We start from the raw sequence: 14,441 nt of genomic DNA on the forward strand, positions 1-14,441 counted from the left end.
ACATGATTTTGACACATAATCAAACATGAACCTTTCTCAGATTATAATGTTCAGGCTTAGATATCAGTTTATTACAAAGAAAAATCTTCAAATAGCTTAGAAATCAATAGTTTTGCTGGCTTGAATGTGGACTAGTTTAGCACATATAATAATTAAGTACCGATATGCCTTACTGGCATCAATACTTGTTGTAACTATTTTTATGGCCAATCAGGCCAGGAAGATTGAGTTAACTTACGATTTTGCGCAGATCGTTCCCGACGATGATCCCGACATGATCTATTTAAGGGAGTTTAAAAAAACCTTTGGCGAAGATGGTACGGTCATGGCCATCGGATTAAAAGACGAATCCATCTTTGAAAAAGATAAGTTTATTAAACTTCAATATCTTGACAAAGCACTGAGCCAGATTGAAGGTGTCGATAAGGTATTGTCCATCGCTTCTATACTCAATGTGAGTAAAAATACCGCGGAGAAAAAATTTGAATATTTACCTGTTTTTACAAAAACTCCCGACAGTCAAGAGGAACTCGATAGTTTATTGGCGATTGCCGGAAATATTAAGTTTTACGAGGGGCAGGTAATCAACAGTGAAAACGGTGCATTATTAGTTATTATCACCTTAGAAAAAGATTATGTCAATTCAGCACAGCGCGATCCCCTTATTGCCGACATTCGAATGGCAGGTGATCAGTTTACGGATAAAACAGGTATTGAGCTTCACTATGCCGGAATTCCCTATGTAAGATCTGAGGTTTCCAATCGCGTAAAAGAAGAATTTTCATTCTTCCTTTATATTTCCTTAGCCGTTTGCGCGACCATATTATTTCTCTTTTTCAGATCCTTTACCGCAGTGCTTGTGCCCATGTTGTTGATTGGAGTAATTGTAGTCTGGACAATGGGTACGATCGTTTTACTAGGATATAAGCTCACACTTTTAACAGCCCTATTACCCCCCATCATTGTGGTAATTGGTATCCCAAACAGCATTTATCTTATCAATAAATATCACCAGGAATTCAGCAAACACGGGATTAAACTCCTGGCATTGAGCAGGATCATTCGCAAAATTGGAATTGTCACACTGATAACCAATTTTACAACAGCTATAGGCTTTGGTGTACTTACATCTACAGATATTGCCATTCTCACTGAGTTTGGATTGGTAGCTTCCATTAACATTATGGCCACTTTTGTGGTAAGTATTATCCTTATTCCCGCTACTTTCGCCCTATTACCCGAGCCCTCTGCAAAGCATCTTAAACATCTCGAATTTAGATTTGTAGGTTTCTTGCTCGAAGGATTTGATGTGATTGTACATAAATATCGTCCGGCGGTTTACATCAGCACATTGATCACCATTGTTGTATCCGTTTACGGACTTACCAAAATTGAAGCCATCTCATATATGGTGGATGATTTGCCTAAAAACTCGCCTATAATTAAGGACCTCCATTTTTTCGAGCAGAATTTTGCAGGAATAATGCCTTTGGAAATCATTGTTGATACCAATAAAAAAAGGGGAACGACTAAACTCAATAATCTGCAACTTGTAGATCAGTTTGATGAATTTATAGATTCCATTCCGAATGTTTCCAAATCGGTATCCATGTTAAATGTGGTAAAAGCAGCCAACTATGCATTCTACAATCAAAATCCTGACTTTTACCAGCTCCCTTCCAAAAGAGACCGCGCATTTCTCTACAGATATTTAAAAAATACCCAAGACAGCACTCAAATTGCCAATAGTTTTATTGATTCGGCGGGTCAAAAAATGCGACTATCCTACAGGATAGAAGACATGGGTTCTATTCGATTGAATGAACTTATAAATGAAAAAATTATTCCTAAGGCCAAATCATTATTTGAAGGAACGGATCTCGAAATGATGGTTACCGGCACCACCTTGATTTTTATCAAAGGCAACAGTTACCTGATTCAGAATCTTCTTCAAAGTATGATCATTGCCTTTGTATTGATCGCCATCATTATGGCCATTCTTTTTCAATCGGTCAGAATGATTCTTATCAGTATTATTCCAAATACAATACCACTCTTGGTCACAGCGGGTATCATGGGCTATTTTGGCATTCATCTAAAACCAAGTACCGCATTAATATTTAGCATTGCATTTGGTATTTCGGTGGATGATTCGATTCACTATTTAGCCAAATACCGACAGGAATTACTGGCCAATGGCAATCGAATTTCAAAATGTGTTTCTATTAGTCTTCTCGAAACCGGATCGAGCATGATGTACACCTCAATCGTCCTTTTTGCAGGATTTATCATTTTTGCATTTTCTGATTTTGGCGGAACCGTGGCGCTTGGAGTTCTTACTTCGCTTACGCTGTTAGTGGCTTTACTTATCAATTTAATCATTTTGCCTTCTCTGATAATGTCTTTTGATAAAGGCCTGAAAAACAGAGATGCACATCCGCTCATTGAGATGTATGATGAGTTTTACTATGAGCATGAAGATGAGGAGATCGATTTAAGTCAAATGTCTGTAAGAAGCAATGGCAGAAAGTCTGAAGAAGAGTTTTTTAAAGGAGAAGAGAATAGCGATAGTAAATAATCTTTAAGGGAAGCAAAAATTACCTACTTTTGCATGCCGAAAAACCCAGCAATTTCAAATGGCTCGTAAATACACAGAGTATAAACAGCTTAGCTTTCCGGAAATAGAAAAAAACATTCTAAAATTCTGGAAGGAGAATAACATTTTTGAACGCTCCGTCTCAGAGCGAGAAGGCAAGAAATCCTTTACATTTTATGAGGGCCCGCCCTCTGCAAATGGAACCCCGGGAATTCACCATGTTATGGCCCGCACGGTCAAAGACATCTTTTGTCGCTTTAAGACCTTACAAGGCTATCAGGTAAAAAGAAAAGGCGGATGGGATACTCATGGCCTACCTGTTGAGTTACAGGTTGAAAAAGAGCTCGGCATTACAAAAGAAGATATCGGTAAGAAAATAAGCGTTGAGGATTACAATCAGCGTTGCCGTGAAGCGGTAATGAAATTTAAAGGTGAATGGGAAGAGCTCACGGAAAAAATGGGCTACTGGGTTGATATGGACGACCCTTACATAACTTTTGAAAACAACTACATCGAAAGTCTTTGGAATTTACTTAAAAAACTATTTGACAAAGGTCTTTTGTACAAAGGCTATACCATACAGCCTTTTTCTCCAAAAGCGGGAACCGGATTAAGTTCTCATGAATTAAATCAGCCCGGTACATACAGACAGGTCAAGGACACCTCTATAGTTGCCCAATTTAAATTAAAACGCAGCGAAAAATCAGAATTTATTTTTGATTCGAATGACGAAGAAGTATTCTTATTAGCATGGACCACCACCCCATGGACACTCCCTTCCAACTGTGCGCTTGCCGTCGGGAAAAATATTAAATACGTCAAAGTAAAAACCTTTAACCCTTATACTTTTAAACCCACTTCAGTAATTCTGGGAGCTGATTTGGTTAATAAGTTTTTTCAGGCAAAAGGTGCTGAAGTTTCGCTTGAAGACTACGATGAGGGCGATAAAATAATCCCATGGAAAATTGCAGGAGAATTCAAAGGTTCAGAGATTTCAGAACTGAAGTATGAGCAATTAATGCCATATGTGACTAATGAAGATTTAGAGAGAAATGCATTCCGTGTAATTATCGGTGATTTTGTTTCTACGGAAGAAGGTACGGGTATTGTTCATACGGCTTCTGTTTTTGGTGCCGATGACTACCGTGTAGCCCAGCAAAATAATGTTCCTGCCGTGATGGTAAAAGATGAAAACGGGCATGACATTCCATTAGTGGATAAGCAAGGTCGATTTGTAAAAGAAGTATCGGACTTTGCAGGTCGCTATGTAAAACAGGAGTACGAAGATGAAGGCGTGGCTGAAAATCCCGAGTATAAATCCACCGATGTACTGATTGCGATTAAACTCAAAGAAGAAAATAAAGCCTTTAAGGTAGAAAAATACGAACACAGCTATCCTCATTGCTGGAGGACAGATAAGCCGATTTTGTACTATCCGCTGGATTCATGGTTTATTAAGACCACGGCTTTTAAAGATCGACTTGTAGAATTAAATAACAGTATTAATTGGAAGCCTGCTGCAACTGGTAAGGGAAGATTTGGTAATTGGCTTGAAAATCTTGTTGACTGGAATTTAAGCCGATCCAGATTTTGGGGAACACCACTCCCTATTTGGAGAAGTGAAGATAAATCCGAGGCCATATGCATTGGTTCGAAGGAGGAACTGAAGAATGAAGTTTCTAAATCGGTAAAAGCCGGTTTTATGGATAGTGAACTGGATGAAAATTTTGATTTTCACCGCCCTTTTGTAGACAAAATTGTCCTGGTCAGCCCCAGCGGCCAAAAAATGTATCGCGAATCCGATCTAATTGATGTTTGGTTTGATTCGGGAGCAATGCCATATGCCCAATGGCATTATCCATTTGAAAATGAAGATGTATTTAAAGCCAATTATCCGGCAGATTTTATAGCTGAGGGTGTAGATCAAACGCGTGGTTGGTTTTTTACCCTGCATGCCATCGCGGTAATGCTTTTTGACTCGGTTGCATTTAAAAATGTTATCGCCAATGGCCTGGTTCTGGATAAAGACGGAAATAAGATGTCTAAACGCCTCGGCAATGCAGTGGACCCATTCGATGCAATCAATACCTATGGTGCAGATTGTAACCGTTGGTATATGATCAGCAATGCTCCGCCATGGGAAAATTTAAAATTTGATATTGAAGGCGTTAAAGAAGTTCAGCGAAGATTTTTTGGGACACTTCACAATACTTATAATTTCTTTGCCTTATATGCCAATATTGATGGCTTTAATTATAAATCCGATCCTGTTGCTTTCAATAAACTGCCTGAAAGCGATCGATGGATTCTCTCCAGATTGCATTCATTGATTGGTAATGTGAAAAAAGCCTATGAAGATTACGATCCGACACGCGCTGCAAGACTAATTCAGGATTTTACGATAGACGATTTGAGTAATTGGTATGTGCGTTTAAATCGAAAACGATTTTGGGTAGGAGAGTTTACGAATGACAAAAAAGCGGCCTATGAAACGCTTTATAATTGTCTTGAAGTCATTTTGAAATTGTCTTCACCGGTTATCCCATTTATATCGGAGCATTATTACAGAGAGCTCAATGTCGTTAGTAATAAAGAAAAATTTGATTCCATTCATCTCTCTGAGTTTCCGGAAGCCAACAGTATGGTGATAGATTTGGATTTGGAAAAGAGAATAGATTATGCCCAAAGAATTTCATCGCTTGTTCATTCTTTGAGAAAAAAGGAAAGAATAAAAGTCAGACAGCCTCTATCTAAAATTATGATTCCTGTTCTTGACAAAAAAGCAAAGGAACAAATTCAGCAGATATCAGAAATGATCAAGAATGAAGTCAATGTCAAAGAGGTAGAATTGTTGCTCGATGATCATTCCATAATCACCAAAACAGCAAAAGCAAATTTCAGAGAGCTTGGACAAAAGTTCGGCCCAAAACTGAAAACAATTGTTCCCCATATCCAAAAAATGGATCAGAATGCCATTTCTGAATACGAACAATACGGCGTTTTTTCAATCGATGTTGATGGAGAACATATACAGCTTGAACAAGGTGATATCCTTATCGAGACCCGCGATGTGCCCGGTTGGTCGGTCGCCAACGACAGCGGTTTGACCGTTGCTTTGGACATTGCCATTACCGATGAATTAAAAAGTGAGGGATTTGCCCGGGACATAGTTAATCGAATTCAAAATATGAGGAAAGACTCCGGATTGGAGGTTCAGGACAAAATTGTCGTGGAAATATCCTCAAAAGACGAATTTGTTATTAATTCGGTAAACAATTTTAACCAATATATCTCCAGGGAAACACAGGCCATGAAGCTGGATGTTCTGGATAAAGATCCTGCTGATTCTGATTCAATTGAAATTGATGAAATATCAATAGGGCTTAAAATCGAAAAAACCAGTCTAAGTATTAGTCAATGAAGTATTCAAAATATTTTTTAATCAGTCTGGCCATAATTATTCTGGATCAGTCGGTAAAAATGCTAGTGCATTTCAATATGGATTACGGTTCAGTGGGCCAGATTAAAGTATTTGATGACTGGTTTAAACTGTATTATACTTTGAATCCCGGAATGGCATTTGGAATTCAACTGGGCTCGTCTTATGGAAAACTGGTATTGAGTTTATTTCGCTTATTAGCGATGGGGGGAATTGCTTATTATTTGATTTTGCTAATTAAAAAATCAGCTCAACGGGGTCTTTTGGTTTGTATAGCATTAATTCTTGGTGGTGCCATCGGAAATGTAATAGACAGTACTTTTTACGGTGTAATATTAAATAATGCCCCTTCAGATGCAAGCACGCCCTGGTTTCACGGACAAGTCATAGATATGTTTTATCTGGATATTTGGGAAGGCTTTGCACCAGACTGGATTCCATTTATCGGTGGACAATATTTCAGTCTATGGCCAATTTTTAATATTGCCGATGCCTCCATTTTTTGTGGAGTCCTTGCCATTTTAATTTTTCAGAATAAATTCTTTAAGAAAGAAGAAGATTCAGATTCGAAAGAATTGTAATTAGATTTTCCTAACTCTCGTCCTGTACGGATTCAAGCTCATCCGGTCTCATAAAATTGAAACCAAGCGTTAGACGAAGTGTATTTTCCAATGGATGATTTCTTGTAGTTGGTATTAGGTATGCAAGATCAAGAGCAATGACCTGATATTTCACACCGGCACCCACGGTAAAATATTTCCTCGCGCCATAGAGTTCATCTTCAAAGAAATAACCGGTGCGAACAAAGAACTTATCATCGTAATTGTATTCCAGCCCTAGTGAAATAGCTATTTCTTTTAATTCTCCGCTAAATCCGTCAGGTGAATCTCCAAAAGAGCTGAAAGCTCCTCCTACCACACCGCGGTCTGAGTTTGCATCGGATGGAACCAGTAATTTATTAAAGTCGATGGAGAGTGTAAAAGTATTGTAAACATCCGCATCCATTCCAATTGAAGTACCCAATTTCAAACTTGTTGGAATAAAATCTGCTGAATCATTATTCGAATAAGATATTTTCGGACCCAGATTGCTCAGGTTGGCACCAAAAGCAATATTGGTATTATTCCCAAATATCACATAGTCGTTTCGATAAAACATGGCCAGGTCTGCTGCTGCAGTATTACCCGGTTTCAGGTCAGTTCCTGTTGGACTGGTCTGTGCATCAATTCTACCGGTCAGGTCGGAGTGAATATATTTTAATCCCAATGACACACCCAATTTGCGGCTTAGCTTTCTGGAATAGGCCATTGAGATATTAAACTCATTTGGATTAACCAACTGAAGTTCATTCCCCTGATTATCGGTAAATTGTATTTGGCCTAAATTGAAAAATGTAAGTGAAACGCCAATTGCATCTTCCTGTCGGATTTTTGCAAATGCCGTAAGGTAGGATAAGGACATGTCATCCACCAGGTTTCTCAACCAGGGCGTATAAGACACAGAACCACCATAGTCCGCATCGATGAAAGCTAGTTTGCCGGGATTCCAAAACATTGAAGCTGCATCAGGACTTGTTGCTGCACCCACATCTCCCATGGCAGCTCCTCTTGCATCAACAGGTAGGGTTAAAAAAGGCACTGAGGTTGTTAGTGTTCTCAGATCATCCTGACCATAAATAACGTTGCATGCAAATACTCCAAGTATTGCTACTAGTATCTTTCTTGACATCTTTAAAAAATTGAGCTGCAAATATAAAAGTAATTTATTTGATATATACTAAACGCTTGATTTCGCCAGTTTCTGTTCCAAGGTTTTTGGATTTAACCTTGATTTCGTAAAAATAAACGCCTGAATTTAATTTTTGTTGCTGCGAATTCGTACCATCCCATCGGAGTTGTTCATAATTCAGACCATCTACCTTAGTTGTACTCGCCGGAATCTCCATATTCGCAGTTTTCATGAGTTTACCCGTTCTGTCCAATATTCGCAGTTCTAATATCAAATCTTCACCGGCTGTATTGTGATCAAATGAAAAATATGTGACCTCGCTAAAGGGATTAGGGTAATTCATGACATTTTTTAAAGCCATTGTTTCACTGGAAGCTACAACAAACTGAACGGTGGCTTCAGATGAGTTATTGTGTGTATCCCAGGCTTTTAAAGTAAGACTGTGTTCGCCATCAGGTAAATCTTTCAATTGATAATTTACTCTGCCTTTCTGATAATTGTCAAGTTCAGATAAATAATAGTCATTGAGAATAATTTTCTCCTCTGAACTGGCGCTTACAAGTGCAGTAATATCGTGTCCAATTCCGGTTCCGGTAAAATTAATCCCATTTTCATCTTCGAGAAATGCGATTAATTCAGGTGAAGCTGAGGTTAAATCTCCCGAAGAAAATGTGGTATCATCGAGGTAAAGGTTTATCAAAGGCGGATCATTATCCGCAATTATATTATCACAACTCGAGCCTACAAACACCCTTGTTTCAAGACCATTGGCATCAAGTCCGGTTTCAGGGTCATAAGCATAAGATCCGATTTTGCCTTGTCCGATGCTGTAGTCAATATCTTTGGGTACTACAAAATTTACATTGAATTCTCCATTATTAACTGTGGCCTTCCCTTTAAATAAAAGGTTTTTATAAATGCTATAAGGAAATTTGGAATTGTCATTACCCAAGGTTGTCAATTGCAGTTTTTTATCGAATACTTTTAAATCGACAAATCCATTAAAGTTGTTGAGTATGGAACTGTCGAGATCCGCTACAATTCCCTTAATCCCCACAAGACAAAGCGCTTTAAGCGTGTCTTGCTCAAGATCCGGTGAAACTTCATTGATCTCAGTAATTAATACTCTTTTATCAGGATAGTTTAATTTCATGGATGGATCTCCCAACAATGCAAAATTTCTATTGTTAATCTGCTCACTTTCATTTTTTGACCTCCTGATGATTTCACCGAGACTCAGGGCCTGGCCATTTTCTCTGTCAAATACATTGTTGAAAAATGTCAGGTTAATTGAAAGGTTAGCACTTGAATAAACGGGCCGGGTTGTCGTCATTATTCCTATGGCTCCACCTGATCTTTCAAGCAGTACCATTTCTCCTCCTGCCACTACATCAGGGTCGTCATATCTCCCAAACTCACAAGTGGCAGTAAAAAAGAATGTTAATTTGTCATAATTATTCCATTGTGAAATCTGATCCAACCTGAGAATTTGCTCCTCTGTCCAACCAACTTCGCCGCCATGTCCAGAATAATTTACCAAAAGTGTTCCATCCTGTATGGCCCGGTCTAAAGCATTTTTACCTTCTATTGTTAATGCGCCTGATGGAGAAGAGACTTCGGGATATGCATCGATATAAATTTTCTGGATATCCATTGCTGGATTTGCATTGGCCGCAGCTATTGAAGCCGCTTCCGCATCTAACATATGTCTGTTAGAATCATCATCATCAGCGACGAATGTCAATTTATTCAGCCAGTCTCCAAAAATGTTTGCTTTATTCTCATAAAAAATAACTTTATCAATAATGATTCTGGCCTCTTCAAGAGATTTAACAGGAAAGCGGCCAACACCCACGCTCATTTTATGGGTTCTTTGACATGAAACATTATAGCACCACTCTCCAAGCCCATCATCTAAAAAGGCAATATAATCATCCGATGAATGACTGTTTACATCGTGAAGAGAAATGTCTGATTCATAAACAGGAACAAAATTGGTATTTACAGGACTTCTGTATTTGTAATCGTAGGAGGCATCGCCAAATAGTAAAACATTTTCAAGTGCATTGGGATCTCGGTCAAATAACATTTTCATATAATCCCTTAAAGCGCATAAATCCTGTTTTCCACTTGAAAACTCATTGTAGATGTGATCGGTACGCACTACCTGTACACTAAGACCCATTACCTCTCTTTTGTAATTGGCGAAGCGCTCGGCCTCACTTAAGAAAATAGGGTGGGTAATAATTATTAACTCTTTGGGCTGATGCGCGTGCAGATTTTGATTTTTAACCGCTTTGACTGAAACAGGATTTCCAAGACTGGACAATGAAAAAGCAATGAATTCATTTAATACACCCTGATTGGCATCAAACTTGAAATTAACCTGACTGCCGTTTCGATTGAATGATTGTCTTATGGGATTCAAAGGATCAGTTACATCCCAAATCTCCAAATCATTGGGAGCATTATTTATTCGGAATTGAAAGGTTCCCCCTTGTTCGGTTAATTTATTTCTGAATGGAATACTACTGCCATTCCATTCAAGGGCTCGTTTTGCTTCAATAGTAATGTAATTCAAATAACCTTTGGCATTAACACTTCCGTTTTTATCGTATCTGATGTTCACATTAAAATTATCAGCCATAGAAATGCTCTGAGGGCTCAGACAGGTTCTTTGTGTATTGGAATTGAATTTTTGTCCATAACCTGTATTAACACCTGAAATTATTGCATCATTGCCAATTGGGTTGCCATTGATATCGTATCTAAAAACGGAGCTTGTAGTTGAGGGAGTATGTCTTGCAACCGTATTTATTTCAAGACAAATATCTTCGGTTTTTATCAAGTTGGGAATAGTAAAATTAAAGCTTTGAGAAAGTGTGAAATCAAATAATTCTCCATACCATTCACGCCCGGATTTTTCAAGGTTTATAAGGTCGGATTGATGCTGAATCCTGTAATCAAAATTATCTAAGACCGCCGTAGCCGATCCACCGGATGAATTTCTGATGGCTATTCTATTGGCATTGTTTCCCTGACTGCTAATAAAATAATAACTGGTATCGGCATATATGTTAATTTCTCTTTTAAATTCTCCATCGGCCAAAGACCATTTATCTGTGGCATCTCCATAAAAGAGCAAATAATCACCTTGGTCAAATAAGCCGTTACCGTTCTGATCAAACGCCTGCATGGGGTTTTCATACAAATCATCCTTACGCGGGGCGTCATTTCTTTCAGGCAGCATGTCACCTCCATTTCCATACAATTTGATAGAATTAATGTCTGCACCGGCAAAAATGCTGTTCAATCCACTTAGATAATTGTAATTCAACAAATAGACACCAGATTCCACTATTCCAAGTTTATACCACTCTCCTGTGGAAAGAACAGAATTTTCCGCTTTGACAATTTTTCTTGCTTCTGAATAGGAATTTAACGAACTGTGATCGACCGCTTCTATAATGGAAATATCGAATGAAACCAGTTTTTCAGCTTTGCCGTTGACCGGATTTAATCTAATTGGAATGAGCTCAATATAAGAGGTGATTTTACCTTCAAATTTTTTCAAACTTGTAGTGAAAGCAATTTCATCGCTAAGTAAAGTAACATCCACCAGCTCCAGCTCAGCATCACTTAAAGCCACAAATACCTGATTTTGCAGATAGGCTTCATCAATAATTTTTGAATGGTATTTCTTAATAAAGACAGGAAGTTGCTTTTCAGGACTGAAAATAGCGCCTTCAAAAATCAAACGATCTTCAAAACCCTGAGACTTTTCAATTGTCCAATTCAGTACCGTAAATTCAGCCAATAGGTTTGCCGATGTAAACAGAACTAAAAAAAATAATAACAACGTTGATTTTACAGCATTCATGAATTCGGTGGAACTCTCTACAATACACTCATTTTGGTTAACATAACAATTAAAAGAGTGTTTTTATTGCATTTAGAAAACTAATTTTCTGAAATAGAGTAGCTGTAGGTCTCCATAATGACATTTGCCAATAGCTTTTTACAAGCCTGCTCTACTTTTGATTCGGCCTCTTCCCTGTTGGCAGCTTCTACTTCAAGGTCAATATGTCTGCCGACGCGTACATCATTAATGTTTTGTATACCAAGGTTTTGCAATCCCAACATTACCGCTTTTCCCTGAGGATCGAGTATTTCCTTTTTTGGCATGACATGAACTTCTGCTTTAAATTTCATGGTTCGTTTTGAAATGAATAAAAGAAACTCCGATATAAAGAATAACTATAATCGGAATGGCCTCAAAACTATAAAAAAACACAGATATGAGACTCAAAAGAATAAGAAGATAGCGAGATTTATTTGCTGCAAGAGAGTATTCTGCAAATTTGAAGCTCAACAATCGCATTTTGGCATTTAAAAACCAGGAAAGCAGAAGAACAAATATTAAGCTGACTTCATTAAACCAGAAGATCGGATAATAAAAACCTTTATAATAAAAGCTATTGGCAATGGCTCCGATTAAAATAGCACTTGCCGGTGTTGCAAGGCCTTTGAAGTAAGTACTTTGTTCGGAATCGGTATTGAATTTTGCGAGTCTCCAAACAGATGATAGAAGTATCAGCCCTGAGAAATAAGGCAAAACATTTGAAAAAGGCTTTAATACATCCAGGTAAATGCCGCCTTTTAGCATAACTAAATAAATCAACAAGGCAGGCAAAGCGCCAAAGGTCACGGCATCTGCAAGGGAATCCAACTGTTTGCCAAGTTCGCCATCCACTTTTAGTTTTCTCGCCAGCAATCCATCCCAAAAATCCAAAAAGGCAGCCAAGAGAATTAGCAAGAACGAAATCTGAAATTCACCCTTGAAGGCAAAAGCAATTCCCACAAATCCGGAGAAGAGATTTCCAAGTGTAAATGCTGATGGTATGGCCAATTTCCAATTATGCATGGATGCCTACAAAAGGATTGTGTTTTTTTTCTTCACCAATAGTAGTTAGGGGGCCATGGCCCGGATATACCTTCATATCCTCGTCTAATTTGAAAAGCTTTTGACGAATATTGCTGATCAAAGTATCGTGATCACCTCCGGGTAAGTCCGTTCTGCCTATACTCCGCTGAAACAAGACATCTCCACCTATGCAGATCTTTTCCTGAACATTGTAAAATACAAGATGTCCCGGTGCATGGCCCGGAATCCACATGCTTTTCAATTCTGTGTTACCAAAACGAATAATGTGATCCTCATTTATAAAATTATCAACCTCCGCCTCCCGATAGCCGAAGATGCCATAGCTATCTGCATAGGTATTAACTGCTTTATAAATCTGATTTTCCATTTCAGGAATGATTAATGGAGCCTTAAATTGCTCCTTGCAGAATTCGTTGCCAAGAACATGGTCAATATGGCAATGTGTATTGTAAATAAATTTAATCTTTAATTCATGTTGTTCTATCCAATCCTTGAGCTCCTTTTTTTCAAAGGGTTCGTAAGCGCCCGGATCAATAATGATGGCTTCATTCGTATCATCGGATAAGACATAGGTGTTTTCCTGAAAAGGATTGAAAACAAATACCTTAATTTTGATTTTCATTGAACTTGAAAAGTAATTGCTATTTATAAGATTCCAAAAACAAATTTCCGTTGAATATTGATTTTCTCATAATCGGACAAGGCCTTGCCGGAACTGTATTATCGAATACCTTAAAAAATTACGGCAAATCCTTTGTGATTGTAGATGGAGGTATAGAACATTCTGCCTCACAAGCAGCTGCCGGAATATTCAATCCTATTACAGGACGTCAAATGAAAAAAACCTGGATGGCAAGAGAACTATTTGATTTCTTACCCTCATTTTACAAGGATCTCGAAATATTATTGAATCAGAAATTAATGCATTTCAAACCGGTACTGAGAATGTTTGATTCGCAAAAGCAAATCAATGACTGGTATGGCCAACTGGAAAAACCGGGAATTGAGGATTTTCTCAGTACTGAGAAAATAGAAGTCCCAAATAATATAAAGGCTCCATTGGGATTGTTTGAAACAAAAAAATCGGGTTACCTCGATGTTTCAATGCTAATTAATGCTTACAGGACTTATCTTAAAGACAATAATTTTATAGTCGAGGAAAAATTTGAACACGCAAAACTCCAAACATCAAAAGAAGGAGTCAGATACGGAGAAATTAATGCTGAAAAGGTAATCTTTTGTGAAGGAGCTGCACTCAGGGAGAATCCCTACTTTGATTATCTGCCGCTTGTACCTAACAAAGGCGAAATACTTTCGGTTGAAATCAAAAATTTGAGCTCAAATTATATCTACAATAAAAACGGGTTTTTGTTGCCAAGAGAAAATCATGAATTCTGGATTGGGTCAACGTATCACCGAGATAATACCAAATTAGATTTGACCGATGAAGGTAAAGATGAATTAATGAACAAATTAAAGGCAATTACAACTGAAAAATTCAAATTAAAATCTGCAATCGTGGGCATAAGGCCTACTGTTAAGGACCGAAAGCCGCTTATCGGGCTTCACCCAAAAAATGAACAAATTGGGATTTTTAATGGTTTAGGCAGCAAGGGAGTGTCATTAGCGCCATTTTGGGCCAATGCTTTTGTGGAACATATAATATTTAAGAAGGAATTGTCTCCTGAGGTAAATATTAGCCGCTATAATTCGTTAATTTAAGCTCCATTTTT

At 38.0% G+C, this 14,441-nt stretch carries 9 protein-coding genes; 4 read left to right on the plus strand and 5 right to left on the minus strand.

Annotated elements, in window-relative coordinates:
- The first annotated feature begins 124 nt into the window (after positions 1–124).
- The 3 genes from HZR84_07005 to HZR84_07015 are packed head-to-tail and all read left to right on the plus strand — an operon-like array spanning position 125 to position 6,616.
- Positions 125–2,578 (plus strand): MMPL family transporter, encoded by a 2,454-nt coding sequence (locus HZR84_07005; GenBank protein ID QNL21694.1) that lies wholly within the window; start codon positions 125–127, stop codon positions 2,576–2,578.
- Positions 2,579–2,636: 58 nt separating this feature from the next.
- Positions 2,637–6,017: an isoleucine--tRNA ligase gene (locus HZR84_07010; GenBank protein QNL21695.1), complete on the plus strand. Its 3,381-nt coding sequence runs from the start codon at positions 2,637–2,639 to the stop codon at positions 6,015–6,017.
- Positions 6,014–6,616: a lipoprotein signal peptidase gene (locus tag HZR84_07015; GenBank protein QNL21696.1), complete on the plus strand. Its 603-nt coding sequence runs from the start codon at positions 6,014–6,016 to the stop codon at positions 6,614–6,616. The genes HZR84_07010 and HZR84_07015 overlap by 4 nt, the downstream gene beginning before the upstream one ends.
- Before the next feature lie 10 nt (positions 6,617–6,626).
- Here HZR84_07015 and porV read toward each other — a convergent pair whose 3' ends face one another.
- The 5 genes from porV to HZR84_07040 all read right to left on the minus strand — a co-directional run bounded on the left by porV (position 6,627) and on the right by HZR84_07040 (position 13,330).
- Positions 6,627–7,763, minus strand: a complete 1,137-nt coding sequence (gene porV, locus HZR84_07020) for a type IX secretion system outer membrane channel protein PorV (protein ID QNL21697.1) — start codon at positions 7,761–7,763, stop codon at positions 6,627–6,629.
- A 34-nt stretch (positions 7,764–7,797) separates the two neighbouring features.
- Positions 7,798–11,580 carry a type IX secretion system sortase PorU gene (porU, locus tag HZR84_07025; GenBank protein QNL21698.1) on the minus strand — a complete coding sequence of 1,261 codons (3,783 nt, stop codon included), beginning with the start codon at positions 11,578–11,580 and terminating at the stop codon, positions 7,798–7,800.
- A gap of 143 nt (positions 11,581–11,723) precedes the next feature.
- A complete protein-coding gene (purS, locus tag HZR84_07030) occupies positions 11,724–11,975 on the minus strand; it encodes a phosphoribosylformylglycinamidine synthase subunit PurS (protein ID QNL21699.1) in 252 nt (83 codons plus the stop codon).
- Positions 11,965–12,672, minus strand: coding sequence for a CDP-alcohol phosphatidyltransferase family protein (locus HZR84_07035; protein QNL21700.1), 708 nt, complete (start codon positions 12,670–12,672; stop codon positions 11,965–11,967). The genes purS and HZR84_07035 overlap by 11 nt, the downstream gene beginning before the upstream one ends.
- A 7-nt stretch (positions 12,673–12,679) precedes the next feature.
- Positions 12,680–13,330: an MBL fold metallo-hydrolase gene (locus HZR84_07040; protein ID QNL21701.1), complete on the minus strand. Its 651-nt coding sequence runs from the start codon at positions 13,328–13,330 to the stop codon at positions 12,680–12,682.
- 50 nt (positions 13,331–13,380) lie between these two features.
- Here HZR84_07040 and HZR84_07045 point away from each other — a divergent pair, with 50 nt between their 5' ends.
- Positions 13,381–14,430 (plus strand): FAD-binding oxidoreductase, encoded by a 1,050-nt coding sequence (locus HZR84_07045; protein ID QNL21702.1) that lies wholly within the window; start codon positions 13,381–13,383, stop codon positions 14,428–14,430.
- Positions 14,431–14,441: the final 11 nt, after the last annotated feature.

The organism is Hyphobacterium sp. CCMP332 (genome assembly GCA_014323545.1).
Lineage (GTDB): Bacteria > Bacteroidota > Bacteroidia > Cytophagales > CCMP332 > CCMP332.

Bases quoted from the DNA above. Each gene is read 5' to 3' on its own strand.
- HZR84_07010 (QNL21695.1), top strand. From the start codon at position 2,637: ATGGCTCGTAAATACACAGAGTATAAACAGCTTAGCTTTCCGGAAATA.
- purS (QNL21699.1), bottom strand. From the start codon at position 11,975: ATGAAATTTAAAGCAGAAGTTCATGTCATGCCAAAAAAGGAAATACTC.
- HZR84_07015 (QNL21696.1), top strand. From the start codon at position 6,014: ATGAAGTATTCAAAATATTTTTTAATCAGTCTGGCCATAATTATTCTG.
- HZR84_07005 (QNL21694.1), top strand. From the start codon at position 125: ATGTGGACTAGTTTAGCACATATAATAATTAAGTACCGATATGCCTTA.
- porV (QNL21697.1), bottom strand. From the start codon at position 7,763: ATGTCAAGAAAGATACTAGTAGCAATACTTGGAGTATTTGCATGCAAC.
- HZR84_07040 (QNL21701.1), bottom strand. From the start codon at position 13,330: ATGAAAATCAAAATTAAGGTATTTGTTTTCAATCCTTTTCAGGAAAAC.